The 22,321-nt window shown below is 67.5% G+C and carries 23 protein-coding genes; 10 read left to right on the top strand and 13 right to left on the bottom strand.

Annotated features, from left to right (window positions below; translation table 11 throughout):
• Positions 1-265 precede the first annotated feature (265 nt).
• Positions 266-2,959, top strand: a complete 2,694-nt coding sequence (locus AC1DOP_RS07045; RefSeq protein ID WP_442124125.1) for a bifunctional diguanylate cyclase/phosphodiesterase — start codon at positions 266-268, stop codon at positions 2,957-2,959.
• The gene (locus AC1DOP_RS07040) at positions 2,956-4,068 is read left to right on the top strand and encodes a diguanylate cyclase (RefSeq protein WP_442124124.1); all 1,113 of its coding nucleotides are present in this window, start codon (positions 2,956-2,958) and stop codon (positions 4,066-4,068) included. The genes AC1DOP_RS07045 and AC1DOP_RS07040 overlap by 4 nt, the downstream gene beginning before the upstream one ends.
• On the opposite strand, the gene AC1DOP_RS07035 is transcribed toward AC1DOP_RS07040, so the two are convergent.
• From AC1DOP_RS07035 to AC1DOP_RS07000, 8 genes are all read right to left on the bottom strand, one after another.
• Positions 4,065-4,631: an LOG family protein gene (locus AC1DOP_RS07035; RefSeq protein WP_442124123.1), complete on the bottom strand. Its 567-nt coding sequence runs from the start codon at positions 4,629-4,631 to the stop codon at positions 4,065-4,067. The two genes, AC1DOP_RS07040 and AC1DOP_RS07035, sit on opposite strands and share 4 nt — an antisense overlap.
• Positions 4,628-5,308: a TetR/AcrR family transcriptional regulator gene (locus tag AC1DOP_RS07030; RefSeq protein ID WP_442124122.1), complete on the bottom strand. Its 681-nt coding sequence runs from the start codon at positions 5,306-5,308 to the stop codon at positions 4,628-4,630. The genes AC1DOP_RS07035 and AC1DOP_RS07030 overlap by 4 nt, the downstream gene beginning before the upstream one ends.
• 84 nt (positions 5,309-5,392) lie before the next feature.
• On the bottom strand, positions 5,393-6,154 hold the full coding sequence (locus tag AC1DOP_RS07025) for a response regulator (RefSeq protein ID WP_442124121.1): 762 nt from the start codon (positions 6,152-6,154) through the stop codon (positions 5,393-5,395).
• 41 nt (positions 6,155-6,195) lie between these two features.
• Positions 6,196-7,125 carry an esterase/lipase family protein gene (locus tag AC1DOP_RS07020; RefSeq protein WP_442124120.1) on the bottom strand — a complete coding sequence of 310 codons (930 nt, stop codon included), beginning with the start codon at positions 7,123-7,125 and terminating at the stop codon, positions 6,196-6,198.
• Between the two features lie 7 nt (positions 7,126-7,132).
• Positions 7,133-8,815, bottom strand: a complete 1,683-nt coding sequence (locus AC1DOP_RS07015; protein ID WP_442124119.1) for a GMC family oxidoreductase — start codon at positions 8,813-8,815, stop codon at positions 7,133-7,135.
• Between the two features lie 9 nt (positions 8,816-8,824).
• Positions 8,825-9,346: a twin-arginine translocation signal domain-containing protein gene (locus AC1DOP_RS07010; RefSeq protein ID WP_442124118.1), complete on the bottom strand. Its 522-nt coding sequence runs from the start codon at positions 9,344-9,346 to the stop codon at positions 8,825-8,827.
• A gap of 312 nt (positions 9,347-9,658) precedes the next feature.
• On the bottom strand, positions 9,659-10,414 hold the full coding sequence (locus AC1DOP_RS07005; protein WP_442124117.1) for an RNA methyltransferase: 756 nt from the start codon (positions 10,412-10,414) through the stop codon (positions 9,659-9,661).
• On the bottom strand, positions 10,395-10,529 hold the full coding sequence (locus AC1DOP_RS07000) for a hypothetical protein (RefSeq protein WP_477250602.1): 135 nt from the start codon (positions 10,527-10,529) through the stop codon (positions 10,395-10,397). Before AC1DOP_RS07000 ends, AC1DOP_RS07005 begins: the two co-directional genes overlap by 20 nt.
• A 65-nt stretch (positions 10,530-10,594) precedes the next feature.
• Here AC1DOP_RS07000 and AC1DOP_RS06995 point away from each other — a divergent pair, with 65 nt between their 5' ends.
• The 8 genes from AC1DOP_RS06995 to AC1DOP_RS06960 all read left to right on the top strand — a co-directional run bounded on the left by AC1DOP_RS06995 (position 10,595) and on the right by AC1DOP_RS06960 (position 17,817).
• Positions 10,595-11,374, top strand: a complete 780-nt coding sequence (locus AC1DOP_RS06995) for an inositol monophosphatase family protein (protein WP_442124136.1) — start codon at positions 10,595-10,597, stop codon at positions 11,372-11,374.
• Between the two features lie 318 nt (positions 11,375-11,692).
• Positions 11,693-13,150, top strand: coding sequence for a DEAD/DEAH box helicase (locus AC1DOP_RS06990; protein ID WP_442124115.1), 1,458 nt, complete (start codon positions 11,693-11,695; stop codon positions 13,148-13,150).
• A gap of 173 nt (positions 13,151-13,323) precedes the next feature.
• Positions 13,324-13,758 carry a MarR family winged helix-turn-helix transcriptional regulator gene (locus tag AC1DOP_RS06985; protein ID WP_442124114.1) on the top strand — a complete coding sequence of 145 codons (435 nt, stop codon included), beginning with the start codon at positions 13,324-13,326 and terminating at the stop codon, positions 13,756-13,758.
• A gap of 21 nt (positions 13,759-13,779) precedes the next feature.
• Positions 13,780-15,078: an MFS transporter gene (locus AC1DOP_RS06980; protein WP_442124113.1), complete on the top strand. Its 1,299-nt coding sequence runs from the start codon at positions 13,780-13,782 to the stop codon at positions 15,076-15,078.
• A 10-nt stretch (positions 15,079-15,088) separates the two neighbouring features.
• Positions 15,089-15,868, top strand: coding sequence for a 2-oxo-tetronate isomerase (gene otnI, locus AC1DOP_RS06975; protein ID WP_442124112.1), 780 nt, complete (start codon positions 15,089-15,091; stop codon positions 15,866-15,868).
• Between the two features lie 84 nt (positions 15,869-15,952).
• Complete coding sequence (locus tag AC1DOP_RS06970) at positions 15,953-16,819, top strand: hypothetical protein (RefSeq protein ID WP_477250601.1); 867 nt, start codon at positions 15,953-15,955, stop codon at positions 16,817-16,819.
• Positions 16,820-16,840: 21 nt separating this feature from the next.
• Positions 16,841-17,350 carry a hypothetical protein gene (locus AC1DOP_RS06965; protein ID WP_442124110.1) on the top strand — a complete coding sequence of 170 codons (510 nt, stop codon included), beginning with the start codon at positions 16,841-16,843 and terminating at the stop codon, positions 17,348-17,350.
• A gap of 83 nt (positions 17,351-17,433) precedes the next feature.
• On the top strand, positions 17,434-17,817 hold the full coding sequence (locus AC1DOP_RS06960) for a TraR/DksA family transcriptional regulator (protein ID WP_442124109.1): 384 nt from the start codon (positions 17,434-17,436) through the stop codon (positions 17,815-17,817).
• A gap of 12 nt (positions 17,818-17,829) precedes the next feature.
• Here the strand turns inward: AC1DOP_RS06960 and phbB are convergent, their stop codons facing one another.
• From phbB to AC1DOP_RS06935, 5 genes are all read right to left on the bottom strand, one after another.
• Positions 17,830-18,588 carry an acetoacetyl-CoA reductase gene (gene phbB / locus AC1DOP_RS06955; protein WP_477250600.1) on the bottom strand — a complete coding sequence of 253 codons (759 nt, stop codon included), beginning with the start codon at positions 18,586-18,588 and terminating at the stop codon, positions 17,830-17,832.
• Between the two features lie 127 nt (positions 18,589-18,715).
• Positions 18,716-19,270 carry a hypothetical protein gene (locus tag AC1DOP_RS06950; protein ID WP_442124107.1) on the bottom strand — a complete coding sequence of 185 codons (555 nt, stop codon included), beginning with the start codon at positions 19,268-19,270 and terminating at the stop codon, positions 18,716-18,718.
• An 89-nt stretch (positions 19,271-19,359) separates the two neighbouring features.
• Complete coding sequence (locus tag AC1DOP_RS06945) at positions 19,360-20,235, bottom strand: M90 family metallopeptidase (protein WP_477250736.1); 876 nt, start codon at positions 20,233-20,235, stop codon at positions 19,360-19,362.
• Complete coding sequence (locus AC1DOP_RS06940; protein WP_442124106.1) at positions 20,235-21,005, bottom strand: glutathione peroxidase; 771 nt, start codon at positions 21,003-21,005, stop codon at positions 20,235-20,237. The genes AC1DOP_RS06945 and AC1DOP_RS06940 overlap by 1 nt, the downstream gene beginning before the upstream one ends.
• A 187-nt stretch (positions 21,006-21,192) precedes the next feature.
• Positions 21,193-21,798, bottom strand: coding sequence for a winged helix-turn-helix domain-containing protein (locus tag AC1DOP_RS06935; protein ID WP_047825542.1), 606 nt, complete (start codon positions 21,796-21,798; stop codon positions 21,193-21,195).
• Between the last annotated feature and the right edge of the window lie 523 nt (positions 21,799-22,321).

The raw sequence follows: 22,321 nt of genomic DNA, 5'->3' as shown, positions 1-22,321 counted from the left end.
TGGTCACTACAAACATCTAGTGCTCTCCGGCGAAAAAATTCTCGAGCTAGTCAGCTTTACCCGTGCTTCGATCTGGACCATTGCCCCATGCCATCCATCACAGAACTCAAAAACTCATGTTGCCGATACGCAACAGATTGATTGATTCCCTTGAGCATTAGAAGTTAGCTATCGACTTTCGGTATCCCTACGTATAAAGTCAATTTCGCTGCCTGCTCCGTCCAATATGTAAGTGATGCCGCAACACTCTCCCGGTCGACTCCAGTTGCTCCCGCGTGCACCGCGCCTCTCCCGCCTGCTCGGTCACGCGCTCGAGACCTATATCGCGCTGCCGCTGTTCGCACTGCTGCCGCTGGTGGCGATCTGGATCGCGGCCTTCCACTTCATCGCCGCCGAGCGCGAAGCCGCCGTCACGGAAGCGCGCGAAGCGACCCGCGAACTGGTCGATACCTACGAAGCCCAGATGGCGCACCGCCTGACCGCGATCGACCAGACCCTGAAGGTGCTGAAGTACGCGGCCGAGCAGCACGGTCCGGCGGCGGCCATCGACGAGCTGCGCCGCGAGGGCCTGTTGCCGCCCGCGCTGGTGTTCGTGGTCGGAATCGCCGACCGCGATGGCCGCATCGTCGCCAGCAACCCGGCCATGCGGCCGCGGGACGTCTCGCACGAGACCTTCTTCACGGCCCACCGCGCCAGCGCATCGGCGGCGCCCTTCGTCAGCCAGGCCGTCGGCGACGCCGCCCGGGTCGAGCCGCACCTGCATTTCTCGCGCCGCATCGACGATGCCGCCGGCCGCTTCGCCGGGGTTGCCATCGTGGCGGCCGCCCCGGCCTATTTCACCAGCACCTACGAGCGTTCGCGCGAGGGCGAGCTGGGGCTGGTCGGCCTGATCGGCAGCGACGGCGTGGCGCGCGCGCTGCGCGTCGGCGACAAGGTCTCGTGGGGCCAGCAGGTGGCGCTCGACAACATGGCCAGCGACGCCCTCGACCCCCACCCCACCGCGCCCGACGGCGTGGCGCGCTACGTCAGCGTGCGCCGCCTGCACGGCTTTCCGCTGGCCGCCGTGATCGGCCTGGCCGAGAGCGAGGAGATGACGGACTACGAAGAGCGCCGCGGCAGTTTTCTGGTGGCCGCGGCCGCCGCCAGCGCCCTCCTGATCGCGCTGGTTGGCCTGATCAGCGCCTGGTCCTGGCAGCTGGCCAAGGCGCGCCGGCGCGAACGGCGCGCCCAGGAAACCTATGCGGCGGCCTCGGAGGCCAGCCTGGACGCCTTCTTCGTGCTGCGCAGCGTGCTCGATGCCGACGGCAAGGTGGTCGACTTCCTGGTCGAGGAGACCAACACCCGCGCCGAGCAGGTCACCGGCATCCCCAAGGAACAGCTGCGCGGCCGCCTGATGGGCGAGCTGCTGCCCTTCTACCGCATGAACGGCATGTTCGAGGAACTGGTCTCGGTGGTAGTCGACGGCAAGGCGGTCGAGACCGAGTGGCAGGCCGCCACCTCGCCGGCCGTCGGCCGCTGGCTGCAGCGCCAGATCGTGCCGGTCGAAGGCGGCGCGGTCGCCATGGTGCGCGACATCACCGAGCGCAAGCAGGCCGAGGAGCGAATCCGCCACCTGGCCCACCACGACGAACTGACTGGCCTGCCGAACCGCAGCCTGATCCGCGACCGCCTCGACCAGGCGGTGCTGAACGCCCAGCGCAACGGCAAGCACCTGGCGCTGGCCTTCGTCGACCTGGACGGCTTCAAGCTGGTCAACGACGGTCTCGGCCACAGCGCCGGCGACGAACTGCTGAAGGAGGTGGGCCGCCGCATGCAGGCCTGCCTGCGCCGCAACGACACCCTGGGCCGCCTGGGCGGCGACGAATTCGTGATCCTGCTGCCGGACGTCTCCGACAACGCCCTGGCGCTCACGCCGGTGCTGGAAAAGATCCGCCAGGCCGTCACCGAGCCGGTGCCGATCGGCGACCAGGCGGTCCAGATCAGCTGCAGCATGGGCGTGGTGATCTACCCGCGCGACGGCGACGATCCGAAGACCCTGATGATGAACGCGGACGCCGCGATGTACCGCGCCAAGGACCTGGGCAGCAACAACTTCCAGTTCTATACCCGCGAGATGAACGCGAGCGTTGAAGAAAAACTGATGCTGCTGGAAGGCCTGCGCAAAGCCTTCGATGCGACCCAGGGCGGCGACTCGCCGGCGGTGCCGGCGCCCGCCGGCCGCTTCTTCCTGATGTACCAGCCCAAGGTCGACCTGCGCACCGGCCGCATCTTCGGGGTCGAAGCCCTGATCCGCTGGCGCCACCCCGAGCACGGCATGGTGCCGCCGCCGCGCTTCATCGGCCTGGCCGAGGAATCCGGCCTGATCGTCGCGATCGGCGAATGGGTGCTGCGCACCGCCTGCCGCCAGGCCCAGCTCTGGCGCGCCGCCGGCCTCGAGCCGCTGACGGTGTCGGTCAACGTCTCGGCCCGCCAGTTCGAGGAAAAGCACCTGGTCGAGCGCATCGCCACGGCCCTGCGCGATACCGGCCTTCCGCCCTCCGCGCTGGAAGTGGAAGTCACCGAGAGCCTGCTGATGCGCGACATGACCCAGGCCGTCGAGCGCATGCGCGGGCTGAAGGACATGGGTGTCTCGCTGTCGATCGACGACTTCGGCACCGGCTATTCCAGCCTGTCGGCGCTGAAGTCCTTCCCGATCAGCACCCTGAAGATCGATAAAAGCTTCGTGCGCGACCTGGGCCACAGCCTTGATGACCAGGCGATCGCGCTGGCCGTGATCTCGCTCGGCCACCGCCTGCAGCTGCGGGTGATCGCCGAAGGCGTGGAAACCGAGGAGCAGCGCGAATTCCTGGTCGCCAACGAGTGCGACGAGATGCAGGGCTATCTGTTCTCGCCGCCGGTGCCGGCCGAACGCATCACGGAGATGCTGCTGGCCCAGGTACAGACGGAGCGCGCCGCATGAACCCATCGGGATGGTCCCGCGCCCTGTTCGGCGCCGACCCCAAGCTGCGCCGCATGATGACCTACTGGGGCGCGACGGCGGCGCTGTACACGGTCTTCATGGCCATCCTGATCGCGGCCGGCAGCCGCGGCCTGATCGACCACCGCGCCGCGCTCGGCCTGTCCAGCTATACCGCCGGCTGCATCGTCCTGTCCTACCTGCTGGTGCGCTTCAGCGCCGGCATCGGGCTGGCGCCGACCGGCGCCGCCGCTTTGCAGGCCGTGTTCGCCATCACCTGCACCATATGGGCGTATTCGATCTTCGGGCCGCTGCGCGGCGCCATCCTGATGGGGCTGATGGTGGTGGTGGTGTTCTGCACCTTCGCACTGCGCCCGCGCCAGACCCTGGTCCTGACCGCAGCCGCCGTGGGCGCCATGGGCGTCACCATGTGGTGGCACCAGGCCCACGATCCGGACAACTATCCGCCGCTGGTGGAAGCCGTGACCTTCATGATCATGGCGGGCTGCTCGATGTCGGTGACCCTGCTGACGGGCGAGGCCAGCAAGCTGCGCGCCCGCCTGAAGGGCAAGAAGGAAGCGCTGGAGCAGGCACTGGAGACGATCCGGACCCTGGCCACGGTCGACGAGCTGACCGCGCTGTCGAACCGCCGCCACATGAACGAGGTGCTGGCGCAGGAAGAGCGGCGCCACGGCGCAGGCACCGGAACGGCGGACCGCGGGACTTGCATCGCCCTGCTCGACATCGACTTCTTCAAGCAGATCAACGACCGCTACGGCCACGCCACCGGCGACACGGTGCTGCGCAGTTTTGCCGCCGCCGCCCGCGGCGAGCTGCGCGCGGGCGATGTGCTGTCGCGCTGGGGCGGCGAAGAATTCCTGCTGATGCTGCCCGATAGCGGCGAGCCGGAAGCCCGGACCGTGGTCGAGCGCATCCGCGCGCGCGTCGGCGCCCTGGCCGTCGAGGGCGTGGCGGACGGACACCGGATCAGTTTTTCGGCGGGCCTGACCGCGCGCCGCGGCGGCGAAGCGCTGGCCGATACCGTCAACCGCGCCGACAAGGCCCTGTACCAGGCCAAGTCCGCGGGGCGCGACCGCGTCGTCTCGGCTTAGACGAGAGGCTCTGCGCGCGGCGGCGCCGCCGCTTGTAGACGCGCCACCAGGGCGTCCGGATCGGCCTCCAGCATCATCAGGCCCGCATGCGCCGGGCGCACGAAGCCCTGCTCCACCATGTGGCCGACGAAGGCCGACAAGCCGTTCCAGAAACCGTGCGCGTTCAGCAGGCCGATCGGCTTGGCGTGGATGCCCAGCTGGGCCCAGGTGACCATCTCGAACAGTTCTTCCAGCGTGCCCATCCCGCCCGGCATGGCGATGAAGCCGTCCGCCAGGTCCGACATCATCGCCTTCCGCTCGTGCATGTCCTTGACCACGAACTGGCGCGTCAGGCCGGTGTGGCCGACTTCGCGCTCGAGCAGGGCGCGCGGGATCACGCCGGTGGCTTCGCCGCCCAGGCGCAGCACTTCGTCGGCGATCACACCCATCAGGCCGACCTTGCCGCCGCCGTAGACCAGGCCGATGTTGCGGCTCACCAGCACGCGGGCCAGGCCGCGCGCGGCGTCGGCATACAGGGGATCGGCGCCGGGCGAGGCGCCACAGTAGACGGCAATGGCTTTCATGCTTTTCCTTCGGGGGGCAGCTGCTTCAGGTAGTCGTCGGCGAGGCGCTCGAACAGGTCACGGGTCTCACCGCGCAGGTAGGGGCCGAGCATCGACAGCACCTGGTAGCAGCCGCGCGCGAGGGCGTCGGCGATCGCCTGCTGTTCGCTGTACTTGCGCGGGTTGCGCACGTATTCGTAGGACAGCCAGTAGGTTGCCACCACCACCATATTGGTGGCCATCGCGCCGATCTGGCTGTCGCCGGCTTCCAGCGAGCCTTCGCTGCGCAGGTCTTCGCACAGCTGGCGCGCGACCTTGATCTTGTGGGCCAGGATGGCCTTGAAGTGCAGTTCCAGCTTGCGGTTGCGCGACAGCAGGTCGTTGAGGTCGCGGTAGAAGAAACGGTAGCGCCAGATCAGCTCGAACATCATGCGCAGGTAGAGCCAGACGTCTTCCAGGTTCGAGCGGCGTCCGGCCGGCACGGTCAGCATGCGCCCGATCTCGGCCTCGAACTGGGCGAAGATCGAATTGACGATGTCGTCCTTGTTCCGGAAGTGGTAATACAGGTTCCCCGGAGAGATGTTCATCTCTTCGGCGATCACGGTGGTCGTGATGTTCGGCTCGCCGAATTCGTTGAACAGCCTGAGCGACAATTCGAGAATCCGTTCGCGGGTCCGGCGGGGCGCTTTTTGTTGCATGGAAGACGGCATGGTTGAACTCACCCGCAAGGATAACACCGACCGTCGGCCTCGGCCATATCGGCGGGCGGGCCGATCTTCGGCTCAGCTGCCGGCGCTGCGCTCCCGGAAGGCGGCGCGCAGGTCCTCGCGCAGGGCGCCGGCGGCCCAGGGCTTGGCGAGGTGGCGGTCGACCAGGCCGGCGGCGCAGGCGCGCTCGATCGGCTCGCGCTCGGACAGGCCGGACAGGATCAGGCGCACCGTGTGCGGATACAGGCGGCCGACATGGGCCATCAGTTCGGTGCCCTGCATGCCCGGCATGCACTGGTCGGACAGGATCACGTCGACCGGATGGCGGGCCAGCAGGTCGAGCGCCTCCTCGGCCGAGCCGGCGCTGAGGATGCGCCAGGGCTCGCCCTCGAGGCTGTCGACCAGCACCTCGCGCATGAAGCTGTCGTCGTCGACCACCAGCAGGGTCGGCAGCGCCGGCGCTTCAGGTGCTGTCAGCAGGAAGGCCTCGACCTCGGCGACGAAGCTGGCCGGTTCGATCGGCTTGCACACATAGCCGTCGAAGCCGGCCGCCAGCACCCGCTCGCGGTCCTGTTCCGGGCGCAGCGTACTCACGGCCAGCAGCGGGATCGCCGCGCAGCCGGGCTCCCGCTTCAGGACGCGCGCCACCGCATAGCCATCCATCGAAGGCAGGCGCAGGTCGCACACCACCAGGTCGGGCCGGCCGTCCAGCGCCAGCCGCAGGCCTTCCGCGCCGTCGCCGGCCTCGCTCACCGTGTGCCCGGCCGCGTGCAACAGCCATGCCATCAGCTCGCGGGTGGGCGGGTCGTCTTCGACGATGAGGATGCGCGCTGGCATGGTGGACTCCACGGTTCGGCCTTGTATTTACACGTTTTACTCTAGCACCGGGGCGCGCCGGAAGCCAGTGCCGCCAGCTCGTCCATGACCGCGGCCAGCACGCGCGGATTGCTGCCGAGGGCGACGTGGCCGACGCCGCCGAATTCGATGTTGCGCGCGCCTTCCAGGCGGCTCGATTCCTGCGGCGACACGATGTTGTCGTGGTGGGTGTAGAGCGAGGTGACGAGGGCGCGGTCAGCGCCGTCCTCGCTTGCCGCCAGCGCGCGCAGCCAGTCGCTGCCGGGCCGCATCTGAAAGGCATTCTTGCCCAGGCCGAAGCGCGCCAGCGCGGTGCCGTGGTGCGGCGTGCCGAGGGTGATCACGCGCGCCAGCGCCGCGCTGCCGTGGGCGCGCATCCAGGCCCGCGCCACCAGTCCGCCCATGCTGTGAGCGACGATCGCCACCCGGTCGGTGCCGGCGGCCGCGCACAGCTCGCGCACCGCGCGTTCGACCAGCGGCACGTAGTCGTCGATGTCGGCGGCCACCGGTTCCAGGTCCACCGTCGCGTGGCTGATGCGGGCCGCATCCAGCAGCGGCAGCAGGTGGGCCCAGTAGCCGCTGTTGCAGCCGTAACCGTGCAGCAGCAGCACCGGCGGCTGGCGGCTGTCCGGGTAGATGCGGGTGGCCGCGCGCGCGCAGGGCACGAACCAGGACGTCACCAGCATGCTGGCGCGGAATTCCTCGGCCAGCAGGCGCAGGCGGGCCCTGGCGCCGAGGCGGAAGGCCGGCGGCGTGGCGCTGGCGAAGTGGGCCGCCATCACGAAGTTGTTCATGTTGATCAAGAGGCGCACCAGCACCACGCTGCCCGCGCCCAGCAGGGCCGCCCGCCAGGGCGCCATCTCCAGGAAAGCCACGGCGCTCCAGCCGATCAGGAGCGCCGCCGCCAGCTGCACCAGCAGCAGCGCCCACAGCAGGCGGCGCGCGCTCTTCATGCTGCCCTCACGCGGCCGCGGGCTGGATCGCGGCCACCGGCTTGCCCGCTGCCGGCGCCGGTGCGGCGACAGGGCGTGCCGCCGGGCGGCCGGTGAGCGACTGCGCGAGCTGGCTGGCCAGGCGCGCGGTGATGCCGTAGATCGACAGCTGCGGATTGGCGCCGATCGAGGTCGGGAACAGCGAACCGTCGTGCACCGAGAGGTTGGCCAGTCCGTGGTAGCGCCCGTCCTGGCCGGTGACGCCGGCGCGCGGGTCGCCCGCCATCATGCAGCCGCCCATCACGTGGGCCGAGGCCACCTTGGGCAGGTGCGGGCGGTAAGGCAGCGCGGCGATGCCCTCCTTCGCTTCCTTCCACGACGCGTAGCGCGGTGCGGTCTCGTGCGCCACCTGCACGGCGTCGGCGCCGGCCGCGAACTGGATCTCGGCCATCGTCAACAGCGCGCGGCGGGCGCCGTCCCAGACCGGATCGTTCAGCGGATAGTCGAGCACCGGCGCCCCGCCCGCGCCCAGCTGGACGCTGCCGCCGCGCGAGTCCGGGTGGAAGCCGTCGCGCAGCAGGGCCAGCATGCCCTGCAGGTGGGGGAACTGGCGCATCATCTCCGCATGCCGGACGCCGAAGCCGGTCATGGTGGTCGACAACAGCACCGGGTGCAGCGGCGGCGCCTCCAGCTTGTAGCCGAGCGGGCCGTCGATCGCCTGGGTGTGCAGGAAGTGGTCCGAATACACGGTCTGCGGCGCGCCCGCATAGCCTTCGACGCGCTCGGGGAAAATCGCGGCCGAGATCAAGGTCGGGTGCAGGAAGGTGCGCTTGCCCAGCAGTCCGTTCGGATCCGGCGCTTTCGAGCGCAGCATCAGCGCCGGCGAGTTGATCGCGCCGCCCGCCAGCACATAGTGTTTCGCGCGCAGGCGCAGCTTGCGGCCGGTGGGCTGGATGCCGCCGGCGTCCAGCAAGCTGCAGTCGAGCGCCGCGATCCTTTCGCCTTCGATCTGGAAGCGCTCGGCGCGGGCGCGCGTGACCAGCGTGGCGCCATGGTCGAGGCTTGACGGAATGGTCGATACCAGCATCGACTGCTTGGCATTGGTCGGGCAGCCCATGCCGCAATAGCCGAGGTTCCAGCAGCCGTTGACGTTGCGGCGGATGAAGCCGGTCGGGATGCCGAGCCTGTCGGCGCCGCGCCGCAGCAGGTCGTTGTTCTCGTTCGGCGCGGCCTGCCAGTCGCCGATGTGCAGGCGCGCCTCCATCAGCTCGAACCAGGGCTTGAGGTCCTGTTCGCTGTAGGTGTCGAGGCGATGGCGCTGCTGCCAGAACTTGAGGGTGTCGGGCGGGGTGCGGAAGCTCGAGGTCCAGTTGACCGTGGTCGAGCCGCCGACGGTGCGGCCCTGCAGGATGGTGATCGCCTTGTCCTTGGTCTTGCGGGCGGCCGATTCCTGGTACAGCGTGGGGTAGGCGTCGGCTTCGCGCATCTTGAAGTCGCGCGAGGATTTCAGCGCGCCCTCTTCCACGATGATCACGGACAGTCCGCTGAGTGCCAGGATCTCGGCCGTCACGCCGCCGCCGGCGCCGCTGCCGACGATGACGACGTCGGCGTCGAGCGTGCGATCGGTGTCGAGGCGGGCGCCGTCGACGATCTTCCAGCCGCGCGCCAGGCCGGCTTCGTATGGGTCGGGGATGATGGCGGTATTACTCATGCGCGCTCCTCATGCGAGTTCCTTCAGCGGTCCCGGATAGCCGATCGCCGCCCAGTTGGCGTCGTCGCTGTACCAGCTGCCGAGCACCAGGTCGTGCAGGGCCTGGTAGGCGGTGCGGAACAGGGCCAGCCGGTGGGTGCGCCAGTCCTGCAGCCAGGCGCTCACTTCATCGTCCTTCGCCTCCAGCCAGCCGTGCGGGATGCCGGTCAGCAGGCGCCGCGCCGGTCCCAGCGCGAGCAGGCCGAACAGATCCTGCACCTCCTGCTGGGTGGCCAGCGGCAGACCGTGGATGGTCTGGTTCAGCCTTTCCGTCGTTGACGCGATGGCCCTGGCGCGCTGCGCCGGTTCACTGGGCAGCACGCCGGCCAGGACCGCCGGCACGATCGCATGCAGGGCATTGCGCGCCTCGCCGTCGAGCACGAAACGCCGGGGCGCCGGCGGATGCGCATAACGGTAGAGGCCGCCGCCGGCGGCCAGCACGAGCGTCGCCAGGGCGCCCGCCTTGAGGAAGGATCTGCGGCCAGTCTCCATATCGAACCCCTATCTTGCTTTTTTGCCTAGTGTAAGCGAAAGATCCGACAGCAAAACGCCGAAAACTAGAGCGCCGCGTCTAGCCGCCAAAATTCGGGGTCAGAGCACATTTCTGACTTAATTCGGGGTCAGAGCGATTTTCACCTTGCCGGCCCAGGCGAAGCTCGCTTGCATGGACGGCCAGAATGCCAGATTTCGTTTGCGCTGGAGGCCTGGACGGCAAACTTCCTTTGCCTGCCATTCCGGTGAGCCCTTGTTCAGAAAAGTGCTCTGACCCCGAATTTAAACAATAAAGTGCTCTGACCCCGAATTTTAGTCGCGGTGCTTTTGCATCTGGCGGGCGATGCCGCGCAGGATGTTGACTTCTTCGGTTTCGAGCTGGGTGCGGGCGAACAGGCGTTTCAGGCGCGGCATCAGTTTTTTGGGGTTGTCGGCGTTCAGGAAGCCGATGGCGACCAGCGCTTCTTCGAGGTGGGCGTACATGCCTTCGATCTGCGCCATGGTGGCGGCCTCGCCCTGGAAGCCGATGCCGGCCTGGGTGCGGTTCTCCCCTTCCGCGGCCAGGCGGCATTCGTAGGCCAGCACCTGGGCGGCCTGGGACAGGTTCAGCGAGGAATACGCCGGGTTGGCCGGAATGTTGATCAGCACGTTGCAGCCGGCGACGATGTCGTTCGGCAGGCCGACGCGCTCGTTGCCGAGGATCAGGGCCGGGCGCAGGTCGGCCATCGCGGCCACATGGGCAGAGAAATCGCGTGGCGACCACACCGGCGGCGAGAATTCGCGCAGCCGGGCCGACACCGCGGCGGCGAAATTGCAGCCCTCCAGCGCTTCCTGCACGCTGCCGACGATGCGCGCCCCCTCCAGCACGTCGATGGCGCCGCTGGCGAAGGCGACCGCCTCGGCATCAATCAGCGGACTGTCGCAGCGCGGCGACACCAGCACCAGGTCGCTGAAGCCCATGGTCTTCATGGCGCGCGCGACCGAGCCGACATTGCCCGCGCGGCTGGTTTCCACTAGCACAAAGCGTAGGCGTTTAAAGAGAGATATGTCAGTTTCGGTCGGGTTCATTGTAAAATAGCGCCATCGCGCGGTGACGAGCGGTTGAAATGCAGTCTGGGTCGAAGGATCCGGCGGCGATTTTAACGGTTTCGGCACCGCTTTGCTCTTTGTCATTCTCGTTCATGGATCGTTCACGGCGCCTGCTGCGCGGTGGGCGTCAGCATTTTTCAGGAAGCCCTCATGCACCCAATGCTCAACACGGCCATCAAGGCCGCCCGCCGCGCCGCCACGGTCATCAACCGCGCATCGTTCGATCTCGACCGTATCACCATCAGCGAAAAAAGCCATAACAATTTCGTCACCGACATCGACCAGGCCTCGGAACAGGCGATCGTCGAGACCCTGCTGAAGGCCTACCCCGACCACGCGATCCTGGGCGAAGAGACCGGCGCATCGAGCAACCTGAACGACGAGAGCGAATACGTCTGGATCATCGATCCGATCGACGGCACCACCAACTTCCTGCACGGCTACCCGAACTACTGCATCTCGATCGCGCTGCAGCAACGCGGCATGATCACCCAGGCCGTGGTCTACGACCCGGTCCGCAACGACCTGTTCACCGCCACCAAGGGCGCCGGCGCCTACCTGAACGAGAAGCGCATCCGCGTGCGCAACCCGGAACGCATCAACAAGGCCCTGATCGGCTCCGGCCACGGCACCGACCCGCGCGCGCTGGCCGAATACCTGCGCATGTACGAAGTGGTGGCCCAGCGCTGCCACGGCGTACGCTCGAGCGGCTCGGCCGCGCTGGAACTGGCCAACGTGGCCGCCGGCCGCGTCGACGGCTTCTTCGAGAAGGGCCTGAAGATCTGGGACATCGCCGCCGGCTCGCTGCTGGTGACCGAAGCGGGCGGTATCGTCGGCGAATTCAGCGGCGAATCCGAATACCTGAACAAGGGCGACATCATTGCCGCCGGCCCGAAGGTCTTCGCCGGCATGGTCGCGGTCCTGAAACCGTTCGCATAAAAACGTTCTTGCGGCCTTTCGCGTAGAATAGAGGCCGTGTCAGTCCGGGCGCTCGCAAGAGCAGGCCCGGCGCGGCCAGTGCTTCAGCGCCAGTCACGGCGCCGCGCTGCCCGCTTCCACCGGCAATGTCGCCGCGCTAAAATTTCCATAGCGAAACATTTTTAACTATAATGCCGTGTGGCGCCGACCCTCTTTTGCCGGCGCCGCGCCTCTCGGTGTGTGCCGGCTCCAGTACCGGCCTCCTCGTGTCGTGTAATCCGATCGGCTGGACTGGCGTCTTCGATGCGAGGACGACGGGCCGATCCCTACAGAAAAACTATGTCATTCAATACTCTCGGTCTGACCGACGCCCTCGTCCGTGCCGTTACTGAAGCGGGTTACACCGCGCCGACCCCGATCCAGGCACAGGCCATTCCGGCCGTGCTCGGCGGCGGCGACCTGCTCGCCGGCGCCCAGACCGGCACCGGCAAGACCGCCGGATTCACCCTGCCCGTGCTGCACCGCCTGTCGACCGACAAGGCCGGCCTGGCGCTGGCGAATAAAAGCTCGAAGCGCCCGATCCGCGCCCTGGTGCTGGCCCCGACCCGCGAACTCGCGGCCCAGGTCGAAGAAAACATCCGCACCTACGCCAAGTACACCAACCTGAACTCCGCCGTGATCTTCGGCGGCGTCGGCATCCACCCGCAGATCAAGCTGCTGGCCAACGGCGTCGACATCCTGGTCGCCACCCCGGGCCGCCTGCTCGACCACGTCGGCCAGGGCACCATCAAGCTCGACAAGATCGAGATCCTGGTGCTGGACGAAGCCGACCGCATGCTGGACATGGGCTTCATCCACGACATCAAGAAGGTGCTGGCCGTGCTGCCGCCGAAGCGCCAGAACCTGCTGTTCTCGGCCACCTTCTCGGACGAGATCAAGGCACTGGCCGACAAGCTGCTGAACAACCCGGCACTGATCGAAGTGGCGCGCCGCAACTCGACCGTGGAAGTCATCGAGCAGATGATCCACCCGGTGGACCGCGACAAGAAGCACCCGATGCTGGCCCACCTGATCAAGACCAACAACTGGAAACAGGTGCTGGTGTTCACCCGCACCAAGCACGGTGCCAATAAACTGGTCGAGCAGCTCGGCAAGGACGGCATCGGCGCGATGGCGATCCACGGCAACAAGAGCCAGTCGGCGCGCACCAAGGCCCTGGCCGAGTTCAAGGACGGCAGCCTGACCGCCCTGATCGCCACCGACATCGCGGCGCGCGGCATCGACATCGACCAGCTGCCCCACGTGGTCAACTACGACCTGCCGAACGTGCCGGAAGATTACGTGCACCGGATCGGCCGCACCGGCCGCGCCGGCGCCACCGGCGAGGCCGTGTCCCTGGTCTGCGTCGACGAACACCAGATGCTCAAGGACATCGAGAAGCTCATCAAGCAAACCCTGCCGCGCCAGGTGATCCCGGGCTTCGAGCCGGATCCGAACGCCAAGGCGCAGCCGATCCAGTTGCGCAGCGGCGCGCCCGGCCATGGCGGCCGTGGCGGCCGTCCGGGCGGTGGACGTCCTGGCGGCGGTGCTCCGCGCGGCGCAGCGCCGGCGGGCAGGAGCGCCGCGCCGGCCGGTCAGCGCGGCAGCGCACCGGCAGGCGGCGCGCCGCGTAACGGTGGCCAGCCCGGCGCCAACCGCGGCGGCAATGGCGGCGGCGCACGCGGCAACGGTGGCAATGGCGGCGGTGGCGGCCGTGGTCCGCGTCCGGCCAATGCACGCAGCGGCGGTGGCCGCTAAGCCGGACAGACGCCTCAGGGCCTGAGAAACCGGGGCCGCGCAAACTTCCCTGTTGCGCGGCCCCGGTTTTTTTACGCCTCGATGAGATAGTTGAGCACTCAAGTACTTTGCAAGCGTTGCAAAACCCTATATATTTGAGCAGTCAAGTACTTTTCAAATATTGGAGGACCATCATGAGCGACACCCTCACCACCGAATTCTGCCTGCGCATGGGACGCGCCTGGGCCACCCTCTCGCGCCGCCTCGACAGCGCCCTCGGCGGCCACTTCGGCATCAGCTTTGCCGACTACCAGATGCTGCTGCACCTGCAGCGCGCGCCCGGCGGACGCCTGCGCCGCGTCGACCTGGCCGAGAAGCTGGGCCTGACCGCTTCCGGCGTGACCCGCTCGCTGCTGCCGCTTGAAAAGATCGGCCTGGTCGACCGCCAGAGCGATCCGCGCGACGCCCGCGTCGGCTACGCCATCATCACGGCCACCGGCAACGACATGGTAAGCAATGCCACCGCCGTGGTCGACGACATCAGCCGCGCCATGCTGGGCGCGCCGTCGCGGGCCCAGCTGGAAGCGACCTCGGCCTTGCTGGCCCAGCTGGCGGGCGGCGGCCAATAATCCTTCTTCAATCGGAACGCCATGGACAACAAGGATCAACACCATCGGCGCGGCGCCCTGCTGCGCGACCCCAACTTCGCCTGGCTGATGAGCGGCGGCGTGATTTCCGCCCTCGGCGACCAGTTCACCATGATCGCCCTGCCCTGGCTGGTGCTGCAGCTGACCCACGATCCGCTCGCGCTCGGCATGATGGTGGCCGTGATGGGCGTGCCGCGCGCCGTCCTGATTCTGTTCGGCGGCGCCCTGGTCGACCGCCATTCGCCCAAGCGGGTGCTGATGCTGACCAAGCACGTCAACACAGTGCTGCTGGGCCTGCTTGCGGCCCTGGTGCTGAGCGGCCGCGCGACTTTGCCGCTGGTGACGGCGCTGGCCGTGGTCCTGAGCATCGCCTCGGCCTTCAGTATCCCGGCCGGCACCTCGATGCTGCCGCAGGCGGTGGCGCTGCAGCACCTGCAGGCGGCCAACGGCATGATGATGGCGGTGCGCCAGGTAACGATGCTGGCCGGGCCGCTGCTGGCCGGCCTGCTGTTCCTGCTGGCCGGCGACGGCAGCGCCGGCGTTCGCGGCGGCGGCGCCGCCGGCCTCGGCCTGGCCTTCGGCTTCGACGCCGTCAGCTTCGCGCTGTCGGCCTGGACCCTGGCGAAAGTCAGGCCGCTGGCGGCAAGCGCGCCGCAGCAGGCACGCGAGCCGGTGCTGCGCGCGGTCGGCGCCGGCCTGGCGACCGTATGGCGCGACACCACCCTGCGCACCGCCTTCTTCTACTGGGGCCTGTGCGCCTGCGTGACCGGCGGCGTGATGCAGGTGGCGATGCCGCTGCTGGCCAGCGAGCGCCTGCACGGCGCCTCCGCCCTCGGCCTGCTGATGGGCGCCCACGGCACCGGCGCGCTGGCCGGCATGGCCCTGTCCGGCAGCTTCGGCAGGCGCCGCCTGGGCAGTCTCGGCCTGACCCTGCTACTGGTCGACGGCCTGGCCGGCTTCCTCCTGATGCCGCTGGGGCTGGTCACGGCGAGCTGGCAGGGCATGCTGATCCTCGCGGCGATCGGGGTGCTGGGCGGCTATGTGCAAGTGGCCGTGTTCACCTGGATCCAGCAGCGCGTGGCGCCGAGCATGCTGGGACGCATGATGAGCATCTTCATGTTCGTCTTCATGGGCCTGGCGCCGCTGGCCGCGGCGGTCGCCGGCTGGCTGGCCAGCGCCGTCACCCTGGCGAGCCTGTTCGTCGGCGCCGGCCTGGGCCTGAGCGTGGCGGCCCTGGCGGCCTGGCTGTTCACGCCGATGGCGAAGATGGCCGACGCCGCGCCGCCGGCGTCAATAAGCTAAAATTAATCTTATGCCAAAATTCGCCGCCAACCTCAGCCTGATGTTCAACGAGCTCGGCTTCCTCGAACGCTTCGCCGCGGCGCGCGCGGCGGGCTTCGACGCGGTCGAGTTCCTGTTCCCCTATGCCTTCGAGCCGGAACAGATCCTGGGCCGCCTGCAGCGCTACAAGCTGCAGCTGGTCCTGCACAATTTCCCGCCCGGCGACTGGGCCGCGGGCGAGCGCGGCTTCGCCTGCGATCCGCGCCGGGTCGGCGAATTCCAGGACAGCGTCGAGCAGGCCCTCGACCATGCGACCGAACTCGGCGTGCCGCGCCTGCACTGCATGGCCGGCAAGCTGCCGTCGAACGTGGCGCCGGCGCGCGCCCACGCCACCTTCGTGGCCAACCTGCGCTTCGCCGCCGACGCCTGCGCGCGCCACGGCATCGAGGTCCTGATCGAGCCGATCAACGATCGCGACATGCCCGGCTACTTCCTGACGCACAGCAGCCAGGCCGCCGCCATCATCGAGGAATGCGGCGCCCCCAACCTCTTCCTGCAGTACGACGTCTACCACATGCAGCGCATGGAGGGAGAACTCGCCAATACCTTGCGCGAGCGCCTGCCGCTGATCCGCCACATCCAGATCGCCGACGTGCCGGGCCGCCACGAACCGGGCAGCGGCGAGATCAACTACCCCTTCCTGTTCCGCCTGTTGGACCAGCTCGGCTACGAAGGCTGGGTAGGCTGCGAATACATCCCGCAGGGCGATACCGTGGCGGGCCTGAGCTGGCGTGAGGCTTTCGTCCGCTGACTTGATCCGAGGCAAGGTAGCCAGCAGGCAACTTTGAAAGAATGGGTTTTTCGAGCGCGGCCTTTTGCCGGCTAGAAAGGACCCATGGACATCTGTCGCACTCTCACGCGTTACCTGCTTGTCCTTGCCGCCGGCCTCACGCTGGCCGCCTGCGCCGGTCCCGGCGGCCAGCTCAGCCTGGCCGAAGTCCGGCAGTTCGCCGACGCTTCGGCCCGCCTCGGCGGCCATGCCGAGCTGTCCAGGCGCTACCGCGACACCTACGAGCGCGAGCAGCCCTACCTGTCGCCGGCCGCCGACCGCATCGCGAAAGAGAACGATGCGCGCCGCAAGGCCGTCTACGAAGACTACATCAGCATCCAGAAGAGCCTGGTGCTGTATATGCAGACCCTGAGCCTGTTGGCCGGCGATGCCCGCTATGACCTCTCGCCCCAGCTCGACGATCTCGGCAACGGCCTGAAGGCGAATGCCGAGTCCGGCCTGCAGCAGCGCCACATCGCCGCCTATACCGGGCTGACCCGCCTGCTGACCCGGGCGATCGCCTCCGGCTACCAGAACCGCAGCGTCGAGACCATGGTGCGCGACGGCGACGCCGACGTGCAGATACTGCTGGACGCGATGATCGCCCTGACCCGCCTGTACGCGAAGACCAACGAGAACGAGAAGAAGACCATCCTCGGCATCTTCGACGTCGAGATCCCATTCTCGACCAAGAATTCGGACCGCATGCTGGTGACCCTGGCCAAGGTGCACTACATGAGCAAGGCCAACGAATACAAGCTGATCGACAAGCGCTATGACGCGGCCATGCAGGGCCTGACCAAGGTGGCGCAAGGCCACCAGAAGATGCGCGAGAACCTGCACAATCTGACGTCGCCGGAGGTGCGCGCGCTGCTGTCCGCCTATGGGCGCGACCTGATCGCCCTGCGCGACGCCCTGTCCGACTCCCCCTGATTCCCGAGCCCGAGGAAACCCATGGCAAACGACAAGCCCACCCCGCCCAAGGCGCCGCCGACCCCGGCCGAGGCCCTGTCCACCGCGAAGCAGGTCGAGGAACTGGCCGACAAGCTGTCCGCCTGCGCCGACAGCATCCACGAGCGGGTGATGCGCGACATCCACCAGAGCCAGGAACAGCACCACGGCGAGGTGCCGGAATCCGAGCAGGCCGTGGCCCGTGCCCTGCTCGACGCCGAGATCGAGCTGCGCCAGCGCGCCAACCGCCTCTACGACGACGCCGCCGCCTGCGTGGTCGGCTCGCTCGGCCAGTCCCAGCAGCACCTGGTCGCCCTCACTCTGGACGCCGCCGACAAGATCCGCAAGATCACCCGCATCGGCGACGGCATCACCCTGGTCGCCCGCCTGCTGGGCCTGGCCGCGGCGGCCAGCACCGGCCAGGTGTTGCCGATCCTGGCCGCGATCTCCCAGCTCAAGACCCAGCTCGACGTCATTGCCATGCACGAGGCGCCGCCGGCCGCGAGCGCCTGACAGAAGCCCCAGGGTTTTTGTTAGGCGCTCGAAGTTTGCGCTACACTGGGTTCTCGCGCAGCATCCATCGGAGGGCCCTTCCCATGAGCGTCAATCCAAGCGTCCAGTCCGGCGGCGCGGACCTGGACCTGCTCGCACGTCTGAAATCGATGCTGGAGCAGCGCCTGCGGGCGCTGGAGAGCGCGGCGCCGCCCCAAGCCGCCGAGGGCGAGCTGCCGGTTTCGGAAGTGGAAAGTTCGCCGCTCGACCGCGCCACCGTGCGCCTGCTGAACGACCTTTCGCGCGAAGCGGCGGGCCACCATGCGGCCGAGATGCAGGTGCTGCGCCACGCGCTGGCCAAGTTCGAAGACGGCAGCTATGGCTTGTGCGAAATGTGCGGCCAGGCTATCGGCGAGTCGCGCCTGCTGGCGAAGCCCGAAGCGCGCCTGTGTATCGCCTGCCAGACGCGCGCCGAGCGCTCCCGCTGACGATCCCGACGATCAGTACATGTGCTGGCCGCCGTTGATGGCAAAATTCGACCCCGTCATGAAGCCGGCATCCTCGGACACCAGATAGGCCACCAGGCCGGCCACCTCGCCCGGCTCGCCCAGGCGGCCCATCGGAATCTGCGGCAGGATCTTGCCGCTCATCACATCCGGCGGCACCGCCTCCACCATGCGGGTACGCAGGTAGCCGGGCGACACCGTGTTGACGGTGATGCCGTGGCGCGCCATCTCCAGCGCCAGCGCCTTGGTGAAACCGTGCATGCCGGCCTTGGCGGCGGCGTAGTTGGTCTGGCCGAAGGCGCCCTGTTGGCCGTTGACCGAGGAGATGTTGACGATGCGGCCCCAGCGCCGCGCCATCATCGGTTCGATGGCCTGCTTGCTCAGGTTGAATACGCTGTCGAGGTTGGCGCGCAGCACGGCCTGCCAATCCTCCAGGCTCATCTTGCGCAGGCTGCGGTCGCGCGTGATGCCGGCATTATTCACCAGCACGTCCAGCCGACCCATCTCGGACAAGAGCTTCTGCATCATCCACTCGCAGTCGCCGTAGTCGGTGACGTCGACCTTGTAGGCCTGGAAGCGGTAGCCGTCGTCGCGCTGGGCCGCCAGCCAGGCTTCCGGCGCGGGGTTGTGCGGCGACCAGGTCGCCGCCACCTGGAATCCCTCGTCGTGCAGGCGGCGGCAGATCGCCGTGCCCAGCCCGCCCATTCCCCCCGTTACCAAGGCTACTTTTGCAGCTGCTTTGTCTTCGTGCATGTCTGTCGTCTCCTCGCCGGTAAGGCCGCGCCGTGAGCGCGGCGGAAACACCGAGTCTAGAAGCGCTGCCGTACTCAGCGTTGACAAATCTCAAACAGCCCTGACCCGGGGAATGTCCGGGAAATGCTCAGCGGATGATGTCGGGGGTGCTGCACGGCTCGAAATCGGCCCAGTCGCCATCCACGATATTACCCCTTGCGCGCTCGATCTGGGTGGCGCCCAGGCCACGCAGCACGTCCACCGCCCGCGCCTCCATGCCCGAATCGTCGAAAGCGACCGCGACCAGCATGCCGGCATGGCGGATCTCGGCCGGCGCCTCGCCGCCCTTTTCACGCTCGCCGGCTTCCTTCATCTTCGAAAAGCTGAACAGCGAGCCGACGTGGGCGCCGACCAGGCCGCCGACCACCGGCCCCAGTGGCCCGGTGAACGGGATCGTGGCCGCGCCCGCCACCGCGCCGATCACCGCGCCAGCGCTGGCGCCCTCCACCACGCCTAACGGCGTTTCCTTGGCGCCCGGCGACTGGATGTGGTCGCCGCCGATCGGGGTCTGGTCGTGCTGGCCCGGCTGGCTCAGGTAGAAGCCGCTGATACGCTCGCCCGCGAAACCGGCGTCGAGCAGGGCGCGGCGCGCCTGCTCGATGTCTTCCAGCAGCTGAAAGTGCCCTGCAATGATCATGGACATTGGTCAACCCTCCTGGATTCGTTATTACTGCAGAGCATGCGCGAGCGGCTGCCGGCGCTCTGTGCGCAAACGCACGCAGCCTGGCGCAGTCAGCGCCACTGGCCGTAGACCATGCCCTGCGGCTCCGCTTCCTGCCATAGCGGCTGCGGGAACCAGTCGCGCGGATCGACGCGGAAATAACGCCTGAATTCGGCGTACAGGTCCGGATGGCGCGCCGCCAGCGCGTGCGGCTGCTCGAAGAAGCTCTCGGTGGCGACCGCGAAGAATTCGCCCGGGCTGCTGGCGCCGTAGGGATCGAGCACGTCGCGGTAGCCCCAGTAAGTATCGCGGCGCAGCAGCTCGAAGTCGCGCGACAGGATCGCCGACCAGCGCTGGTAGCTTTCCGTGCTGCCGAGGATGGGCGCGCCGTTGGTGCTGCCGGATTCGCTGTCGAGCTGGTGCGCGAACTCGTGCAGCACCACGTTCTGCGCGCCTTCCGGCTGGTGGCCGGCGCGCTGCACGTGGTCCCAGGACAGGATCACGCGGCCGTCGCCCCAGGATTCGCCCAGCAGGTCCTGGCGCGTCTCGGTGACCACGCCGCCGGCATCGACCTCCTTGCGCGGCACCAGGAAGGCACCCGGATACACCAGCACCGCGTGCAGGCCAGGGTACACCTCGGTGGTGCGGTTGAGCAGCAGCAGGCAGGCCTGGGCCGCGATCGTCACCCGCATCTCCTCGGTGATCTCGAGCCCGGCGCAGCCGACGAAGGTCTTCTCGTGCAGGAAGCGCTTGACCAGGACCTGCAGCTGCTCGCGCAGCGGCGCCGGCATGCCGCGGTACTGGACCACGTTGCGCTCGATGAATCCCAGCTGGGCGGCGTCGAGGGGACGCGCCAGCGCCCGCCCCAGGCGCCAGCGCGGCAGGCCCCAGGCCAGCAGCAGCCCGGCCGCGATGGCGGCGCAGGCGATGGCGGCGCCGGTCTCCATCACGCGGCCTGGGCGCCCGCCGGCGCGCCGGACTGCCCGAAATGCGCCTCGACCGCATCGGCGCCGCCGATCCGCGTGCCGCCGACGAACACCTGCGGCCAGGTCATCTCGCCCGAGACGGCGCGCAGCACGCTGGTGGTGATCTTCTGGTCCTGGGGGATGTCGGTGAAGGCGATGCCGCGCGCCTTCAGCACCGCCTTGGCGCGTGCGCAGAACGGGCAGCCGGGTTTGGAAAACATGACCACCGGCTCGATCGGCTTCGCTTCCGGATTAATATGGCGCAGCATGGTGTCGGCGTCCGACACTTCGAAGGGATCGCCCTCCTTGTCCGGCTCGATGAAGATCTTGTCGACGATGCCGTCCTTCACCAGCATCGAATAGCGCCAGGAGCGCTTGCCGAAGCCGAGCTCGCGCTTGTCGACCAGCAGTCCCATGCCTTCGCTGAAATCGCCGTTGCCGTCCGGGATCATGGTGATATTGTCCGCTTCCTGGCTGCGCTGCCACTCGTTGACGACGAAGGGATCGTTGACGGTGATGCAGACGATGTCGTCCACGCCATTATCGCGCAACACCGGCGCCAGTTCGTTATAGCGCGGCAGGTGGGCGGAAGAACAGGTCGGCGTATAGGCGCCCGGCAAGGCGAACACGACCACGGTCTTGCCCTTAAACAGCTCGTCGGTCGTGATGTCGCGCCACTGCTCGTCGGGCCGCGCCTTGAACGTGACCTGGGGAACGGGCTTTCCTTCCAGCGATTCGGCACTCGGTAACATGGGATCTCCTGTGGTTGACGGGCGCGGCGACTTGCCGCTTCCCGCCGCATATGGGAGCCCTTATCGACTTTTCAATTGGTAAAAAAAAAGCCACCGCCCGGAGGCGGTGGCGCGCATCGTGCCGTTTCCCCGCATGGCGGCTGTCTGTGCCGCGTACGGGGTCAGGGCAGATTCGGTGCTGGCCGGCTTATTTGGCGACCTGGCTCGGGGCCGGGCCAAACAGGGCGGCGACCAGCGGATCGCGGGAAACCGGGCTGCGGTTCACGCGGATCGCGTAGTGGGTGTCGTCGGCCAGGATGTGGAAATGGCGGCCGGTGCCGGCCATGCTCTGTTCGCGCAGGCCCGGGCGCTCCTTGCGGGGGGCGGCGCCTTCGCGCTTCGGCTGGCAGATCGCGGCCAGGAAGGCCTTGACGCGTTCCGGATCCGGGGAGATGCGGTACACGGCCTTGCCCAGGTAGGTGGCGGTACCCTCGATATAGCGGGCCAGCTCGATCACGCCGGCTTCGCGCAGGTCGCGGATGTATTTGCGGGCGCCCGACGGCGAGAATTTCAGGAACCAGGCGATTTCGTCGGCCAGCATTTCGTGCGTCTGCAGCTCGCCAATCAGCTTCTGCATGTTCTCGATGCGGCGCTGGGTGGCCGAGGTCGACCGCACACGCTCGATCGGCGCCAGCGAGATGGGCGCGCGTTCGGTCGGTTGCGGCGGGACACGTTCGATCAGTGCAGAGTTGCTGGAAGTGTGCACTGCGCCGATGTCGCCTTGCACCGCATTGTGGTGAGTCGCTGCATGCATGTTGGTTTACTCCATTTAATGAGACTGTGTTCTGTGTGGCCCGGACCGGCGTTTTTCTGTATGACCCCCAGACAACTCGCCGGTTCCGCTTAACTGGATACAAGGTTGCCTGCGTCAGACCCGGAGTTCTGTGCGCCAGCCAACATTGCCGAAAATTTCTCAAAGTTATTAAGTGAGCCAGCGTATTGACGCGGCACAAGCGTTTAATTGAGAAAACGGGAAAGAACAGCGGTTTTTATGACAGCCACGGTAGTAAGTGACCGGGTGTCCCAGGCTGTATGTCCGGGGAAGAAGATAAAGATCGTTACACCGCGATCGAACAACTATTACAAAATGAAACAGTTAGTGATAACACTTTCTCTAGTTTTCTTGCGTACGGGGAATTTATCAACGACATAGCCGAAGATGAGCCCATCTTAAGCCACCCTTTGTGGCTGAGCAGGAAAAAAATGGAACTGTCGCGTTGCGAATTTGTCACAAACACAGTTGCCTTGGTGCGGTAGCGCACGGACCCTGGGAAACA

The organism is Massilia sp. 01N410, assembly GCF_056399665.1.
This window is presented reverse-complemented; position numbering and strand designations above follow the sequence as displayed.